The organism is Nonomuraea sp. NPDC050733, assembly GCF_040654215.1.
Taxonomy (GTDB): Bacteria; Actinomycetota; Actinomycetes; order Streptosporangiales; family Streptosporangiaceae; genus Nonomuraea.
The window spans coordinates 296892-313398 of the sequence record NZ_JBFAHO010000002.1 but is presented as its reverse complement, the minus strand read 5'-3'; the positions used below and the strand labels follow the sequence as shown (position 1 = coordinate 313398).

Genomic DNA, 16507 nt, shown 5'->3' with positions numbered 1-16507 from the left:
CACCCTGCGTCGCGGAAGGATCACACTTTTGCATAGTGTTGCACTTCTCACAGGGCCAGCGCTCTCACGATCGCTCTTTCGTCCAGAACGCGTAGATCTGGATCGCCGGCCAGCCGGCGGGCCAGCTCGGGCGCGGCCACGACGAGCGTGACCTCGTGCTCCTCGATCAGCACCCGGCACCCGACGAGCGACGGCTCGTGCGCGATCACCACGCTGGAGGCGGCCATCATGGCGATGTCGAACGCCCGCAGCCCCCTGAACGTGTCGCTCACCGCGGCGAGCACCACGTCCTCCTCCTCCAGCAGCAGATCCTCGTCGATCTGGCGCAGGTCCTCGGTCAGCTCCTCCAGTTCAAGCGTCCGCCCGCCGTACAGGACCAGCGCGGGCCCGGACAGCGGACCGAAGTCGACCGCGCGCTCGCCCATCAGCTCGGTGAACTGCTGCGCGCCCGGTGAGGGCTCCACGGTGAAGACGCGCTCCACGTCGGTCCTGATGGGGCCGTGGACGCGCTGGGTGATCAGCATGCGGGCCGGTCCACGGGTGTGGAGGACCGCCACGCCGCCCGCCCAGACGACGGCGTGGACGGCGGTGGCCAGCTCGATGCCGAGCGGAAGGTCGATCTGCACCCGGTCGCCGTAGCGGAGCCCATGGCTCCGCAGCCCGCCCGCCACGTGTGTGACGCGTCGCGCGAAGGCGGTGCGGGTCAGGATCTGGCCCGTGCGGACGTCGGTGATCGTCGGGTCGCCGTCGTGCTCGTCCGCGGCTCCCATAACCAGCTCCGTCCAGGTCATGGCGACAATGTAGGGACCCCAGACCTCCCTGGCATGCGCACAATTGTGCATCCTGATATGTACATCGGCCCGACGGACGTTGAACGCGTTCCAAACCTGTCCCGGTACGCCCCGGATGGTGCACTACGTCCTTTCGCAAGGCCGTCCGCACGTGCCATGAGCAGGGATCAACTAGACTTGACTGAGCCGCGACATCGCGCGGCGGCCCTCACCGACACAGAGCGAGACGTCATCATGCCCTTGAACAGCCGCGACGACCTGCGGAACATCGCGATCATCGCGCACGTCGACCATGGCAAGACCACGCTGGTCGACGCCATGCTCTGGCAGTCCGGGGCCTTCCGCGCCAACCAGGACGTGGACGACCGGGTCATGGACTCCAACGACCTGGAGCGCGAGAAGGGCATCACCATTCTCGCCAAGAACACCGCGGTCAAGCACGGCGGCATGACCATCAACATCATCGACACCCCCGGCCACGCCGACTTCGGCGGCGAGGTCGAGCGCGGGCTGTCCATGGTCGACGGCGTCGTCCTCCTCGTGGACGCGTCGGAGGGCCCGCTGCCGCAGACGCGGTTCGTGCTGCGCAAGGCGCTGGCCGCCAAGATGCCGGTCATCCTGTGCATCAACAAGGTCGACCGGCCCGACGCGCGCATCAAGGAGGTCGTCGACGAGGTCTACGAGCTCTTCATGGACCTCGACGCGACCGAGGAGCAGATCGACTTCCCGATCGTCTACGCCTCGGCCAAGGCCGGCCGCGCCTCGCTCAACCGTCCCGAGGACGGCGGCATGCCGGACTCCGAGGACCTGGAGCCCCTGTTCGACATCATCAAGTCGACGATCCCGGCCCCGACCTACGACCCGAACGCCCCGCTGCAGGCCCATGTCACCAACCTCGACGCCTCCTCCTACCTCGGCCGCATCGCGCTGTGCCGCATCCACCAGGGTGTGATGCGCAAGGGCCAGCAGGTGGGCTGGTGCCGTACCGACGGCACGATCCAGCGCGTCAAGATCACCGAGCTGCTGATGACGGAGGCGCTGGAGCGCAAGCCGGCCGAGGAGGCCGGCCCCGGCGACATCATCGCCATCGCCGGCATCCCCGACATCATGATCGGCGAGACGCTGGCCGACCCCGAGGACCCGCGCCCGCTGCCGCTGATCACGGTCGACGAGCCCGCCATCTCGATGACCATCGGCACCAACACCTCGCCGCTGGTCGGCAAGGTCAAGGGCTCCAAGGTCACCGCCCGCATGGTGAAGGACCGCCTGGAGAAGGAGCTCGTCGGCAACGTGTCGCTGCGCGTGCTGCCGACCGACCGGCCCGACGCCTGGGAGGTGCAGGGCCGCGGCGAGCTGGCGCTGGCCATCCTGGTCGAGCAGATGCGCCGCGAGGGCTACGAGCTGACCGTCGGCAAGCCGCAGGTGGTCACCAAGGTCATCGACGGCAAGGTCCACGAGCCGGTCGAGCGGCTGACCGTCGACTGCCCGGAGGAGTACCTCGGCGCGGTCACCCAGCTCCTGGCCGTCCGCAAGGGCCGCATGGAGCACATGACCAACCACGGCACCGGCTGGATCCGGATGGAGTTCGTGGTGCCGGCGCGCGGCCTGATCGGCTTCCGCACCGAGTTCCTCACCGAGACGCGCGGCACGGGCCTGGTCCACCACGTGTTCGACTCCTACGAGCCGTGGTTCGGCGAGCTGCGCACCCGTAACAACGGCTCGCTGGTGGCCGACCGGTCCGGTCCCGTCACCGCGTTCGCCATGCTCAACCTCCAGGAGCGCGGCACGCTGTTCGTCTCGCCCACCACCGAGGTGTACGAGGGCATGATCATCGGCGAGAACTCCCGGTCCGACGACATGGACGTCAACATCACCAAGGAGAAGAAGCTCACCAACATGCGCTCCTCCACCAGCGAGGAGACGGAGAAGGTGATCCCGCCGCGCGTCCTGTCGCTGGAGCAGGCGCTGGAGTTCATCCGCGAGGACGAGTGCGTGGAGATCACGCCCGACCACGTGCGCATCCGCAAGGTGGTCCTCGACGCCGCCACCCGCGGTCGCGCCGTCGCCCGCGCCAAGCGCTCCTGACACTGCGGGCTCTCCCGCGACGCCTCCGCGCGCGCCCACCTGGTGGGCGGCGCGGGGTCGGTCCGGGCAGCGTCTGTCCGGACAGGGTCGGTCCAGGCAGGGTCGGTCCGGGTAGGTGTGACCACACCGTTACCGCACCGCGGAGAACATCCGGCCGTGCCCGTGGATCATCCACACTGTGGGAAAGCTCCGGATCGTCGTGGCGTTCGGGCTGGCCATGGTCTCGCTGGGCGCGATCCTCTGGTGCCTCGTGGCGGCCAGACCGGTCGAGTGGTCCACGCGTACCCCGAGCCCTCAGGTGCCCGACACCTGGGAGCTGACCGCCGGGCGCACCGCGGCCGACTACGCGGCCGCGCGTGAGGCCACGACCGAGGTCGTGGTGGGGCGGGCCGGCCGCGCCGACCTGACCGGGGTGCCCGCCGGGCGCATCGACGAGCGGCTGCGCCAGGTCAAGGTCACGGTCAGGCACCGGCTGCGGATGCGCGCCGAGGACGAGCTGGCCGCGACGCTGCGCCAGGGCAGCGAGTTCCCCGGCGGGATCCAGCGCTTCACCGACGACGGGTTCGGGGCGATCAAGGTGCTCGGTACCGTGCTGGCTCCGACGAAGCGGCTCGCGCCGGTCCTGACCACCTCCGCCGGGCACACCACCGTCGAGTTCCAGGTGACGATGCTGCGGCAGTTCCAGCAGGGCGAGCTGATGGAGCTGGGGTTCCAGGAGCCCGCCGGCCGGCCGCTGATCGTGTTGCGGCGCGCCGTCACGGTGTTCCCCGGCGAGTGGACGCCGCTGCGCGTCCAGGGCGTGCGGCCGTCGCGGGAGGACCCGGAGCGGCTGGAGTTCGCCGTCGGGTTCTACCCGGTGAGCGTGACGCTGGCCCAGGACTCCTACGGGTTCCCCGACCGCCAGGAGGAGGACGACTTCTCCTGGGCGACGGCGCTCGGCATCGGGACCGCCGTGGTGCTCGTGTGGTATCTCGTGCGGGCCATGGGCATGGCCTGGTGGCAGCGGACGGCGAACCGCGAGTTCGCCATCGGCCTGATGCTGGCCGCGCCGACCCTGCTGATCCCGCTCGTGGCCAAGGATTTCACGCCGTTCGCGTACGTGATCCTGTTCGGCGCGGTGCCGGCGCTGGCCGTGTGGCATGCCGGGCGGGTCCTGCCGACGAGCCCGCCGTGGACGGCGCGCGAGGTGCTGGGCGTGACCGCGCTCGGCGTGCTGCTGAGCCTGGGCATGCTGACCTGGTCGTGGCTGCACGAGCAGCTCCCGCCCGGCACGCTGCTGACGTGCTCCGTCATCGCCGCGCTGGCCGCCGCCGGGTCCGCCGTGGGGTTCAGCTCGGACCTCGGCATCCGCATGGTCGCGGTACGGCTGGCCGCGTTCGCCGCGGGGTCGGCCGTCGCGCTGCTGGCCCTCGCGCTGTGGACGCGGGCGCTGGTGGACGGCGTCTACCCGCCGGACAGCGTCCGGCTCGTGCTGGGCCTGGGCTGGGCGCTCATCCCGATCACCGCGGTCGCCGTGGCCACGCGGCGGTGGTCGCGGCGGGCGGTGGTGGTCGCCGTGGTGGCGAGCCTGCTCGTGCAGGGCTGGCCGACCGAGTGGCTGGACGCCGGGTCGTGGAGTCTGCCCCTGGCCTCGCCGGCGGAGCCCAAGCTGGGCGACCTGCCGCTGAGCCCGCTCATGCGTGGCGTGCTCGGCCTGCTGCTGCTCGGGTTCGGGCTGCTGCTGGTACGGCTGTGGCGGCTCGGCGGGTCCATCGCGGCGATCCACCATCCGGGCGCCGAGGCCACGATGATCGCCGGGTTGATGGTCCTGTACCTCACTCCCCGGGGCAGCATCACGATCGCCGACAGCGACGTGCCGCTGCCGCTGCTGTCGATCACCTCGATCGTCGCCTGGCTCGCGGCCCGCTGGCTGCTCGTCACCCCGCACCCGTCGGTGGTCGAGCCCGCCTCCGCCGACGAGCACCGCGAGCTGATCAGGTCCGCGCTGCACAAGCGGCTCCTGCTCATCTCCGAGCAGGAGCTGTACCGGCTCGGCCGAGGCAGGATCGGCGCGGGCGAGATGACGATGGCCGACTTCGACGAGCGGCGGGAGGCCCTGGAGGAGGCGCTCCGCCGGCACGGGCGCGACCCGGAGACTGCCTTCGCCACCGCCGCGGGCTGCCCGCCGTGGGTCAACGGCGTGTACGGCTTCGCGGTGAGCCTGCTGCTGAGCGTGCCGTTCGCGCTCCTGTACGGCCGGCCCGCCGGGGTGGACCTGAGCAGCTTCGTGTTCGACATGCGCTACCTGCTCACCCTGCCCGCCTTCGGGTTCCTGTTCGGGTACTTCTACCCGCGCGTCCGCGGCACCCAGCCCATGACCAAGGCCCTCTACCTCATGGCCGCCGCCCTCGCCACCGAGCTGTCCGGATACCTGTCGGCGCTGGTGGAGCCGGACATCGGCGGGCTCGACAAGGTGCAGGTGGTGGCGATCGTGGGGGGCGAGGTGGCGCTGGTGTGCATCGGGCTCGGGCTGTACTGGGAGTGGCGGCTCATGCACCTGGCCGGGGAGCCGTGGGCGCGGGTACGCAACATCCGCAGCGTCCGCAGCCTGGCCACTCCGCTGCTGGCGGTGGTCATCGCGGCGGTCACCACAGCCGCGACCTCGGCGGCCGGCCAGACGGTCGACCGCATCCTCCAGGGCGACGAGCACGTCACCACCACGGCTCCGAAGTGACCGCCTCGGCAGTGACCGCCCGCCTTAACGGGGCCCGCCGCCGGTCGTCTCCGTGCTCAGCACACCGCTTCCTTCCGTGCTCAGCACGCCGCTTCCTTCCGTGCTCAGCACGCCGCTTCCTTCCCTGCTCAGCACGAAGTAGCCGTCGCGGGAGAGCCGTACCCGGTAGCCGTGCTGGAGGAGGGTACGCACGCGTGCCCGCTGCTCCTCCACGTCCGGGAACGGGAACGTGCGGCGGCCCACGTCGGCCACCACCCACGGGGCCCAGCGCGGGGTGCGGTCCCACAGCAGCACCGTGTCGCGGCCGGACAGCGCCGGGGCGAGGTTGTTGGCCGCCTCCACCAGCACCCCGCCGGGCACGGCCGACACGGCCGCGGCGGCGGCGCTCTCGCGCCCGTCGCGCCGGTAGGACGCGGGATCGGCCAGCTCGGCCAGCGCGAAGAACGGCACGGTCGCGACCGCGAACACCACCACGCCCGCCGCCCACCACCGCACGATCCGCCCGCCCCGCTCCTCCCCCAGGCGGTCGCCCAGGCGGCGGACCCCGTCCACCCCCGCGGCCAGCACGACGACCACGACGAAAGCGTTGTAGTGGTACCCCGGCACCCACCAGTTGGGAAAGGAACTGGCCAGCATGCGCTCGGCCAGCAGGGGCACCGCCACGAGCAGGAGCGGCGAGCCCAGCGCCGCCAGCAGCGTGGTGCCGAGCAGCAGGGCCAGCGTGAGCAGCTTCACGGGCGGGCTGCCGAGCTGCGCCACCACCGCCAGCGGGTCCGTCAGCGCGGTGCGGGCGGCGGCCCCCGCGTGAGCCCCCAGCGCGCCGTACGCCCAGTAGTAGTCGGGCCGCCCACCGAACAGCGGGATCAGCACCTGCGAGGCCAGCCACGTGTAGACCGTGCCGCCCACGGCGAACGCCCCGCCCATGACCCGCCGGCCGCGCTGCCCGAGCAGCACCAGCCCGAACCCGGCGACGAGCAGCCCCATGTCCTCCTTGACGCACAGCAGCGCCAGGGCGACGAGCACGACATGGACCCGCCGCCCGGCCTGGTGGCGTTCGAGCAGCAGGCCGGTGAGCAGCGGCGCGAACGCGGCCTCGTGGAAGTCGAACGCCGCCGTCTCCACGACCGGCCACGACAGCGCGTACGCCACCGCCACGAGGTGCGCGGCGCGGACGCCCAGGGCCCGCCTGGTGAAGACCCACAGCGGCACGGTGGCGGAGGCCAGCAGCACGGCCTGCGCGACCAGCAGCGTGCCGGGGCCGTCGTGGATCCAGTAGAGGGGCGCGAGCACGGCCAGGATCGGCGACCAGTGGTCACCGAGGACGGTGAAGCCGGGCCCGAAGTCGTTGTGGACGCCCTTGACGACGGCCACCGGCAGGCCGAACCGCGAGTAGGACCGGACCGCCTGATCGAAGATCACCAGGTCGTACGCCCCGGCCCGGAACCCGGCCAGCCGCACGAAGGAGACGGCGCCGTACAGCACGGCCGCCACGACGGTGATGACGGCCAGAACGCCCCACTCCCGCCGGATTTCACTGACCGGCCGAACGCCCCACTCCCGCCACCCGCGGATCCCACTGACCGGCCGAACGCCCCACTCCCGCCACCCGCGGATCCCACTGACCGGCCGAACGCCCCACCTCCGCCACCCGCGGATCCCACTGACCGGCCGAACGCCCCACCTCCGCCACCCGCGGGTCCCACTGACCGGCCGAACGCCCCACTCCCGCCACCCGCGGGTCTCGCTGTCCGGCCCGCCGCCGGTCAGCGGCGGCGGGGCAGCTCGCTGCCCCGGACGTGCGTGGCCAGCCACTCCACCAGCGGACCGTAGGCGCGCCACGTCTCCCGCACCCGCTCCACGACCTCCTTCGTGTGGACCCACGGCTCCGGCGGGAAGCGGCGGCCGGCGTGCAGGGAGCGGTGGCGGAGCAGGTCGATGCGGGGATGGTCGGCCGGGTAGTCGCGGGGCCTGGTCTTCAGCCGGTCACCCGCCGGCTCGTAGCCCGCCGCCCGGAGCTCGGCCATCACCGCCTCCAGCGGCTCGCCCGACAGGTCCTCGGCGACCGCCGCGCGGTAGCGGGCGATCTGGTCGGGGGCCTGGGTGTAGCAACCGCCCGCGGTGTAGAGCCCGTCGGCGCCTATCTGGACGTACAGCCCGATCCCCGGCATGCGGTCGACGAAGGCGCCCTGATGGGTCTTGTACGGTGACTTGTCCTTGGCGAAGCGGACGTCCCGATGCGGCCGGAACAGGTGGGCCTGCCCGAACTCGGCGGCCAGCTCCTCGGTGAGCGCGAGCATGGGTGCCCGCACCGCCTCCTCGTAGAGGTCCCGGTGCCGGGTGAAGTACGTCTTCGTGTTGTCCGCCTCCAGGCCCTCGTAGAAGACGAACGCCTCGTCGGGGAAGCCGGTGAAACCCATACGGGCCAGCCTGCCATGTCGCACCGACAACATGGCACACGCTCACCGGGCCCCCGGCGGCTCGGCGGACTCGTACCTCCGGCCCGGCAGCAGCGCTCTGCCGTACAGCTCGGACACCGTGACGAAGTGGTAGCCCTTCCTGGTCAGCGTGTCGAGCACCCGCGGGACCGCCGCGACGCTGGTCGGGTGGATGTCGTGCAGGAGCACGATCGCGCCGGGAGCGGCGTGGCCGGCGCGCCGGGCCACGATCCCGGCGTTCCGATCGCGCCAGTCGAGCGTGTCGACGCTCCACAGGATCTGCGCCAGCCCTTCGTGGCGCGCCTGCTCGGCGACGCGGGCGTTCGTCGCCCCGTACGGCGGCCGCATGAGCCCCATCCGCACCCCGGTCGTCCGCTGGACGATCTCCTCTGTGTCGGCCAGCTCACGCCTGAGCCGCTCGTCGGACAGGGCGGTCAGCGGCGGGTGGCTCCACGAGTGGTTGCCCAGCTCGTGCCCGTCCTCCACGATGCGGCGGGTGAGCCCGGTGTGGTCGGCGGCCACCATCTGCCCCACGACGAAGAACGTGGCCCGCACGCGCCGCTCGCGCAGCAGGTCGAGCAGCCTGCCGGTGTACTCGCCGGGGCCGTCGTCGAAGGTGAGGGCGACGCACTTGCGCCGCCGGCAGTCGACCACGCGGTGGGCGGGCCAGTCGGGCTGGACGGCGGCCGGCCGCCGGGCGAGCACGCCGGGGGCGATGACGGTGGACGGCCGCGGCGCCGCGACGGGCGTCGTGGAGATCGTGTGCGTCGTGCCGCATGCGGCCGTGGCAGCGGCGAGCGCGGCACAGGCGGTCACGACGGCCAGCCGGACCGATTCCCGGCGGGCGAGCCCACCGGCCAGGCCGGCTGTGACACCGCTACGGGTAGTCCTGCGCCAAGTGCCCGCGCAACTCTTTGGCCAGGTCATGCCACCACAGTGGGACATCAGCCTGGAGCTCCGCGAAGCGACGCGCCACCCTTATGGCACATCCGACCGCATCCGTACCCAAATGTCGACGTTTCACCGGTCCTTCCTGCCAGCGGTAGAACCCGTGCCGGTAGCGGACGACGAGGCCGATCCAGACGGGCAGTGTGGCGCCGTCACCGAGCTCGTACGCGGTGGTGACGCCGAGCTCTCGCAGCTCGGCCCGGAGCTTCTCCGTCGCCGCGCGGGCCTCGGTCACGCGTCACCCCCTGCCGGTGCTCGGACGCACACACAGGGATGTACCCACCCAGGGGCCACAACCGACAATGACATGTCGTCATCATGAGACTCCGCTGGGTGACGGCGAGGGCTGTTCCGCGTTATCGGCGCGGGGCGCCGCGCGTGCGGCTCCACAGGCGCCTGGCGGGAGTCAGGGGCGGGACGGGTGGGGGCTCAGGCCGCCGTGCGCTGCGCCGGAGGGCGGAAGGCGCCCTCCTCCATCGCGTACGGCTCCAGCATGGTCCGGAGCTGGCGGCGGCCCCGGTGGAGGCGGGACATCACGGTCCCGATGGGGGTGCCCATGCGCTCGGCGATCTCCTTGTACGCGAACCCCTCGACGTCGGCCAGGTAGACGGCCACGCGGAAGTCCTCGGGCAGGGAGCGGAGCGCGTTCATCACGACGTTGTCGGGCAGGCGATCCAGCGCCTCGGTCTCGGCCGACTTCAGCCCGGTCGAGGAGTGCGACTCGGCGGCGTGCAGCTGCCAGTCCTCGATCTCCTCGGCGGCCGACAGCTTCGGCGAGCGCTGCCGCTTGCGGTAGTCGTTGATGAAGTTGTTGGTCAGAATGCGATGCAGCCACGCCTTGAGGTTCGTGCCCTCGCGGAACTGGTGGTAGGAGGTGTACGCCTTGGCCACCGTCTCCTGGACGAGGTCCTCCGCGTCGGCGGTGTTACGGGTCAGGCGCATGGCGGAGGCGAACAGCTGCGACGTCACGGGCACGACATCGCGCTCGAACCAGTCCTGACGCTGCTCTTCGGTCATAGTGATCAAGATTCCCCCTTGCGCTATCCCATCTCGGCACAGGTCGGCCCGCAGCAAAGTCCATGGTGTCAACACCCACGTAAGGGCCGCGTTAACGGTTACGCCTGGTCAGAGAGGTGAGAAGTCCGTCTGCTCGCGGCGTGCGTTATCACGTCCACGGCTGGACTTGTCTCAGTACCATAACACTATCCACCCAATTTCGCGGAAAAAGTGGCCAGAGTCACATGAGATAGCGTATGAGCATGGATTTTGTGGATCGTCATGACACGAGGACGCGCCACTGGGTGGCTGAGGCCATCCGCACAGTGGAGGCCGACGCCAACCGGAGTTGTGACACGCACCTTCATGTCTTTCCGCTGCCCCCGCAGTGGGGGGTAAACCTCTACTTGAAAGACGAGTCGGTGCACCCCACCGGTTCACTCAAGCATCGACTGGCCCGCTCGCTCTTCCTGTACGGCCTGGCCAACGGCTGGATCGGCCCCGACACGACGATCGTCGAGGCGTCGAGCGGGTCGACGGCGGTCAGCGAGGCGTACTTCGCCCGGCTGCTCGGCCTGCCGTTCACCGCGGTGATGCCGGCCTCGACCTCGCCGGAGAAGTGCCACCTCATCGAGTTCTACGGCGGCAAGTGTCACCTGGTCGACGACCCCACCACGATCTACGAGGAGTCGCACCGCCTGGCCGCGGAGTCCGGCGGCCACTTCATGGACCAGTTCACCTACGCCGAGCGGGCCACGGACTGGCGTGGCAACAACAACATCGCCGAGTCGATCTTCGCCCAGATGGCCATGGAGCCGCACCCCGTGCCCACCTGGATCGTGGTCGGCGCCGGCACCGGCGGCACCTCCTCCACGATCGGCCGCTACATCCGTTACCGGCGGCACTCCACCCGCCTGGCCGTGGCCGACCCCGAGGGGTCGGCCTTCTATCCGGCGTGGGTGTCGGGCGAGGCCTCGGTCACGGCGCGAGGCTCGCGGATCGAGGGCATCGGACGGCCCCGGGTGGAGCCGTCGTTCCAGCCGTCGGTGATCGACCGCATGCTGACCGTACCGGACGCCCGGTCGATCGCCGCCATGCACTGGGTGCGTGAGGTGACCGGCCGCGACGTCGGCGGCTCGACCGGCACCAACGTGGCGGCCTGCGTGGAGCTGATCAAGCAGATGCGCGCCGCCGGCGAGCGCGGCAGCATCGTCACCCTCATCTGCGACGGCGGCGAGCGCTACCGGGGCACGTACTGCGAGCCCGCCTGGCTGGCCGCCCAGGGCCTGGACATCCACCCGCACCTGGACGACCTGCACGCCTTCCTGGCGGGCTGAGCCGTCAGGCGGTCCTGGCCGGGTCCACCGAGAAGAACCCGGCCAGGTCGTCCAGGATCGCGTGCGCGCCCTGGATGCCGACCGCGGTCATCCACGTCTGGTCCTCGACCTCGTGCTTCTCGCCCTTCAGCCTGCCCCACAGCGGGTTGGCGGCGAACTTGTCCTTGTACTTCGTCGCCTCGGGGTCGCCGTAGGTGGCCACGAAGATGTGGTCGGCGTCGAGGTCGGAGATGCGCTCCTGGCTCACGTCCACCACGATCGAGTCGGTGACGGTGGGCTGGCCCTTCGGGCGGGGGAAGCCGACGTCCTTCAGGACGATGCCGGAGTAGGACTTCTCGACGTACAGGCGGGCCGTCGGCTCCCCTGCGAAGCGGACGATCGAGATGGTGGGCAGTTCGCCGCCCTCCTTGGCCTTGACCGCCTCCCCGATCTTCGCGGCGCGGGCCTCGTACTCCTTGATCCTGGTCTCGGCGAGCTCCTCCTTGCCGAGCGCCTGGCCCATGAGGCGGACGTTGTCCTTCCAGATGGCGCCGGTCGACTCGCTGAAGACCGTCGGCGCGATCTTGGAGAGCTTGTCGTAGAGCGCCTCGTGGCGGACCTTGGCGGAGACGATCAGGTCCGGCTTGAGCGCGATGATCTTCTCCAGGCTGGGCTGCTCCAGCGTGCCCACCGCGACCGCCTCCTTGCCGTACTGCGCGGCGACCGCGCCGAGGTAGTCGGGCAGCTTGGTCTCGATCGAGCGGTAGGTGGTGTAGCCGACGACCGGCGTCTCCAGCGTGAGAACCGCGTCGACGAAGCTCTGGTCGAGGGCGACCACCCGCTTGGGCTGGGCCGGGATCGCGGTCTCGCCCATCGCGTGCTTGACGGTGCGGAACGGCGTGCCGGCCTCGCCGGACGCCGGGGCCCCGGTGCCGGTCGACTCCGTGCCGGCCGAACCGCAGCCGGCGACGAGCCCCGCCACCAGCATCGCGCCCACCAACGCGCGCAACCGTCTCATCGAAACCCCTTCCCGGGCAAAAAGTTAGGCAACCCTTATTTAGGTTAGCCCTGCCTAAGCTGGCATACTTCAGCGGGACGGGCAACTGCCGGAAGGGGTCAATGTGAGCGCAACCGCCGTCGCGCCGCGCCTTCACGGCATCCGCCGGCGCCGCGGCCTGCTGCTCGCGGCCCTGCTCGCGGCCGTGTGCGTCGCGGTGGTCCTGAGCGTCACGATCGGCGCCAAGGCCGTTCCGCTCGGCGACGCCTGGCAGGCGCTCACCGCCCCGAGCAATACCGAGAACGACATCGTCATCCGCTCCCTGCGCGTGCCCAGGACCGCCCTCGGCGTGCTGGCCGGGGTCGCGCTCGGCGTGGCCGGGGCGCTCATGCAGGGCCACACCCGCAACCCGCTCGCCGATCCCGGCCTGCTCGGTGTCACCCAGGGGGCCGCGTTCGCGATGGTCGCCTCGATCATCCTGCTCGGCGCCCAGAGCCTGCTCGCCTACATCTGGTTCGGCCTGGCCGGCGCGCTGGTGGCCAGCGTGGCCGTGTTCGCGCTCGGCATGGTCGGCGGCCGGGGCGGCCCCACGCCGGTGACGCTCGCGCTCGCGGGCACCGCCGTCAGCGCCTTCCTGTACGCCCTGACCTCCGCGATCGTGCTCCTGGACGAGCAGGCCATGGACGTGTTCCGGTTCTGGCAGGCCGGCTCGGTGGCCGGACGCGGCCCGGACGTGGTCTGGCAGGTGCTGCCGTTCATCGCGGTGGGTCTGGTGCTGGCGCTGGTCAACGCGCCCGGCCTCAACGCGCTGTCCCTCGGCGAGGACGTCGCGCGCAGCCTCGGCCAGAACATCGGGCTCACCCGGGGCGTCGGCGTCGCCGCCGTCACACTCCTGACCGGGGCGGCGGTGGCCGCCTGCGGGTCGCTCGCGTTCGTCGGGCTGCTGGTGCCGCACCTGGCCCGTCCGCTGTCCGGCACCGACCACCGCTGGCTGCTGCCGTTCTCCGGCCTGATCGGCGCGGCGCTGCTGCTGCTCGCCGACGTGATCGGCCGCGTCGTCGCCCCCGGCGAGCTGGAGGTCGGCGTGGTGCTCGCGCTGATCGGCGCGCCGTTCTTCGTGGCGCTGGTCCGCCGCAGGAAGCCGGTGCGGCTGTGACCGGGACCTCCGTGAGGGTGAAGCCGTCGTTCGCGCTGCGCGCGGGCGGCATGTCCTGGCGGGTACGGCCCCGCGGCGTCGCCGTGACCGTGGCAGGCCTGGCGCTGCTCGCCCTGCTCATGGCCCTGAACATGCGCCTCGGCGACCTCCCCCTCGGCCTGGCCGACGTCGTGCGCGCCACGTTCGACCCGTCCGTGCCCGAGCACTTCGTGGTGATGGAGCTGCGCCTGCCCCGCGCGCTGACCGGGGCGCTCGTCGGCGCCGCGCTCGCCCTGTCGGGCGCGATCATCCAGTCCATCGCGCGCAACCCGCTGGCCAGCCCCGAGATCCTCGGCGTCACCACCGGCGCCTCGGTGACCGTGGTGGCCGGCGTCGTCATGAGCGGCAGCGCGTACGGCGGCGCCAGCGGCCTGTTCTCCGCGCTCGGCATCCCGGCGCTGGCGCTGCTCGGCGGCCTGGCCGGAGCCGCGGTGGTGTACGCGCTGGCCTGGCGGCGCGGCCTCGACGGCTACCGGCTGGTCCTGGTCGGCATCGGCGTGGCCGCCGTGTTCACGAACGTGAAGTTCTGGCTGCTGACCGTCGGCGACGTCAACGACACCACTCGCGCCATGGTGTGGATCAGCGGCTCGCTCAACGGCCGCGGCTGGGAGCACGTCGTGCCGGTCGGCCTGGCCCTGGCCGCGCTGATCCCGCTGACCCTGCTCGGAACCCGCTCCCTCGACGCGCTGCGCTACGGCGACGACACCGTCACCGCGCTCGGCGTCCGGGTCAACCTGTCGCGCGCGCTCATGCTGCTCGCCGCCGTGCTGCTGGCCGCCGTGGCGACCGCCTCGGCCGGGCCGATCGCGTTCGTGGCGCTGGCCGCGCCGCAGATCGCGCTGCGCCTGGTCCGGTGCGCCCAGCCGCCGCTGCTGTCGTCCGCCGTGACCGGCGCCGTCCTCACGACCGGGGCCGACCTGATCGCGCGTACCCTCTTCTCCCCCATCGAGCTGCCCGTGGGCGTCGTCACCGCCGTGCTCGGCGCGCCGTACCTGATCCACCTCATCTGGAGGGCACGCACATGAGGCTCCAGGCCGCCGGCGTCACGCTGGGCTACGGCGACCGGGTCGTCGTCGACGGGCTCGACCTCGGCGTCGAGGCGGGCACGGTGACCACGATCATCGGTCCCAACGGGTGCGGCAAGTCCACGCTGCTGCGCGCCCTCGGCCGGTTGCTCAAGCCGCGCGGAGGCGAGGTGCTGCTCGACGGCCGGCGCATCGACCGGATGCCGACTCGGGAGGTGGCCAAGGTGCTCGGCGTGCTGCCGCAGTCCCCCACCGCGCCCGAGGGGCTGACCGTGGCCGACCTGGTCGCGCGCGGCAGGCACCCCCACCAGACGTGGTACCGGCAGTGGTCGTCCGACGACGAGACGGCGGTGGCCCTCGCCCTGGAGCTGACGGGCCTGGCCGACCTGGCGGAGCGCCCGCTGGACGAGCTGTCGGGCGGGCAGCGGCAGCGGGCGTGGATCTCCATGGCCCTCGCCCAGGGCACCGACCTGCTGCTGCTGGACGAGCCGACCACGTTCCTCGACCTGGCACACCAGGTGGAGGTGCTGGAGCTCGTACGGAACCTGCATCAGGAGGCGGGCCGGACCATCGTGATGGTCCTGCACGACCTCAACCTCGCGGCCCGCTACGCCGACCGGCTGGTGGCCATGCGCGCCGGCCGGGTGGTCGCCGCGGGCTCCCCGGAGGAGGTGCTGACCGAGGAGCTGATGCGCGAGGTGTTCGAGCTGGACGCCAAGGTCATCCAGGATCCGGTCGCGGGGACTCCGCTGGTGGTGCCGATCCGGCCGCTGTCCCGGTCCTGAGGTCACCGGCGGTCAGCCGCCGCAGGGGCGAGCGGGCCACCCCGGCGGCGATCGCCAGCCAGCTCAGGCCGGCGAACACCATGACCGCGTACGCGTCGCGCACCGCCGACTCGAACAGCCCGGCCGCCAGCGCCGCCAGCGGGATGGACGCGAACGCGATCATCCGGGCCGTGCCCAGCACCCGGCCGAGCAGGTGGTCGGGGACGAGCCGCTGCCGTACGGTGGCCGTCGCCACGATCATCGCCCCCGCCGCCGCGAACTGCCCCGTCCAGGCCAGCCCGATCAGGACCGGCCCCCGGGCGGCGGCCATGAGCAGCATCGCCGCCCCGCCGCCCACCAGCGACCAGGTCACGATCCGCCCCGGCGGCCACCGCCGGATCAGCCGCCCGCCGAGCAGCGCCCCCACGACCGCCCCCGCCCCCTGGAAGGCGTAGACGACGCCCACCTCGCCCGGCGTGAACCCGTGGTAGGAGCTGAGGTAGTAGACGAGGTTCGCCAGCAGCAGCCACACACCGAAGTTGCAGGCGAACGAGGTCACCGCGGTCGTCAGCACGGCCCGGTCGCCGCGCAGCAGGAACCGCAGGCCCTCCCGCACGTCCGCCGCCATCGACGACCGTTCCCGTTCCTGCCCCTGCCGGGACGCGCGGTGGCCCGTGGCGGCCGCACGCCCGCCGATGAAGCCGATGAGCAGCGCCGACACCAGGAACGACCCGGCGTCCACGTACACCGCGACCTGGTAGCCGAACGCCACCACCAGCGCCCCGCCCGCCACCGGCCCCGCCATGTTCACCGCGTGCTCGCCGATGTGGACGCGCGCGTTGGCCTGCGGCAGCCGCTCCGGCGGCACCAGCGACGGCAGCACGGCCCGGAACGCCGGCTGGTAGAGCGGATCGACCGCTGCCAGCAGCAGCGCCACCAGGTAGAGGGGCCACAGCCGTCCCACGCCCAGCGTCACCATCACGGCGAGCACCAGCGTGACGACCCCGGACGCCACATCGCCCAGCACCAGCAGCCGCCTGCGGTCGAACCGGTCCGCGAGCACCCCGCCGACCATCCCCAGCAGCAGGTACGGGACGTACTCCACGACGTAGACCAGGCCGGTCCCGAGCGGCGACCCCGTCAGGTCGTACACCAGGAGGGGCAGCGCCAGCCGGTAGATCCACGTGCCCAGGGACGAGGCGAGGAACCCGGCCAGCAGGAGCCAGTAGGACCGGCCCACGC

The 16507-nt window shown here is 71.8% G+C and carries 14 protein-coding genes; 6 read left to right on the top strand and 8 right to left on the bottom strand.

What is annotated here, in order from left to right; genetic code table 11:
• Window positions 1-47 precede the first annotated feature (47 nt).
• A complete protein-coding gene (locus AB0H64_RS05090; RefSeq protein ID WP_357620232.1) occupies window positions 48-791 on the bottom strand; it encodes an AMP-binding protein in 744 nt (247 codons plus the stop codon).
• Window positions 792-1025: 234 nt separating this feature from the next.
• Here AB0H64_RS05090 and typA point away from each other — a divergent pair, with 234 nt between their 5' ends.
• Window positions 1026-2876 carry a translational GTPase TypA gene (gene typA / locus AB0H64_RS05085; RefSeq protein ID WP_357620230.1) on the top strand — a complete coding sequence of 617 codons (1851 nt, stop codon included), beginning with the start codon at window positions 1026-1028 and terminating at the stop codon, window positions 2874-2876.
• Window positions 2877-3054: 178 nt separating this feature from the next.
• Window positions 3055-5589 (top strand): hypothetical protein, encoded by a 2535-nt coding sequence (locus AB0H64_RS05080; protein ID WP_357620228.1) that lies wholly within the window; start codon window positions 3055-3057, stop codon window positions 5587-5589.
• Window positions 5590-5613: 24 nt separating this feature from the next.
• Here the strand turns inward: AB0H64_RS05080 and AB0H64_RS05075 are convergent, their stop codons facing one another.
• From AB0H64_RS05075 to AB0H64_RS05055, 5 genes are all read right to left on the bottom strand, one after another.
• Window positions 5614-7080, bottom strand: coding sequence for a DUF2079 domain-containing protein (locus AB0H64_RS05075; RefSeq protein WP_357620226.1), 1467 nt, complete (start codon window positions 7078-7080; stop codon window positions 5614-5616).
• 272 nt (window positions 7081-7352) lie between these two features.
• Window positions 7353-8006: a DUF2461 domain-containing protein gene (locus AB0H64_RS05070; RefSeq protein WP_357620224.1), complete on the bottom strand. Its 654-nt coding sequence runs from the start codon at window positions 8004-8006 to the stop codon at window positions 7353-7355.
• A 42-nt stretch (window positions 8007-8048) separates the two neighbouring features.
• Window positions 8049-8840, bottom strand: a complete 792-nt coding sequence (locus AB0H64_RS05065; protein ID WP_357620222.1) for a polysaccharide deacetylase family protein — start codon at window positions 8838-8840, stop codon at window positions 8049-8051.
• 61 nt (window positions 8841-8901) lie between these two features.
• A complete protein-coding gene (locus AB0H64_RS05060) occupies window positions 8902-9207 on the bottom strand; it encodes a hypothetical protein (RefSeq protein WP_357620220.1) in 306 nt (101 codons plus the stop codon).
• 194 nt (window positions 9208-9401) lie between these two features.
• Window positions 9402-9989 carry a sigma-70 family RNA polymerase sigma factor gene (locus tag AB0H64_RS05055; protein ID WP_357620218.1) on the bottom strand — a complete coding sequence of 196 codons (588 nt, stop codon included), beginning with the start codon at window positions 9987-9989 and terminating at the stop codon, window positions 9402-9404.
• Between the two features lie 242 nt (window positions 9990-10231).
• Here AB0H64_RS05055 and AB0H64_RS05050 point away from each other — a divergent pair, with 242 nt between their 5' ends.
• Window positions 10232-11305 (top strand): PLP-dependent cysteine synthase family protein, encoded by a 1074-nt coding sequence (locus AB0H64_RS05050; protein ID WP_357620216.1) that lies wholly within the window; start codon window positions 10232-10234, stop codon window positions 11303-11305.
• A gap of 4 nt (window positions 11306-11309) precedes the next feature.
• On the opposite strand, the gene AB0H64_RS05045 is transcribed toward AB0H64_RS05050, so the two are convergent.
• On the bottom strand, window positions 11310-12302 hold the full coding sequence (locus AB0H64_RS05045; protein ID WP_357620214.1) for an iron-siderophore ABC transporter substrate-binding protein: 993 nt from the start codon (window positions 12300-12302) through the stop codon (window positions 11310-11312).
• A gap of 103 nt (window positions 12303-12405) precedes the next feature.
• Between AB0H64_RS05045 and AB0H64_RS05040 the strand changes: the two genes are divergently transcribed.
• From AB0H64_RS05040 to AB0H64_RS05030, 3 genes are read left to right on the top strand one after another with little or no spacing between them, the layout of a single operon-like run.
• Window positions 12406-13437, top strand: coding sequence for an iron ABC transporter permease (locus tag AB0H64_RS05040; protein ID WP_357620212.1), 1032 nt, complete (start codon window positions 12406-12408; stop codon window positions 13435-13437).
• A gap of 11 nt (window positions 13438-13448) precedes the next feature.
• Window positions 13449-14501 (top strand): iron chelate uptake ABC transporter family permease subunit, encoded by a 1053-nt coding sequence (locus AB0H64_RS05035; protein WP_357620210.1) that lies wholly within the window; start codon window positions 13449-13451, stop codon window positions 14499-14501.
• On the top strand, window positions 14498-15286 hold the full coding sequence (locus AB0H64_RS05030; RefSeq protein WP_310708812.1) for an ABC transporter ATP-binding protein: 789 nt from the start codon (window positions 14498-14500) through the stop codon (window positions 15284-15286). Before AB0H64_RS05035 ends, AB0H64_RS05030 begins: the two co-directional genes overlap by 4 nt.
• Here the strand turns inward: AB0H64_RS05030 and AB0H64_RS05025 are convergent.
• Window positions 15222-16505, bottom strand: coding sequence for an MFS transporter (locus AB0H64_RS05025; protein WP_357620207.1), 1284 nt, complete (start codon window positions 16503-16505; stop codon window positions 15222-15224). The two genes, AB0H64_RS05030 and AB0H64_RS05025, sit on opposite strands and share 65 nt — an antisense overlap.
• Window positions 16506-16507: the final 2 nt, after the last annotated feature.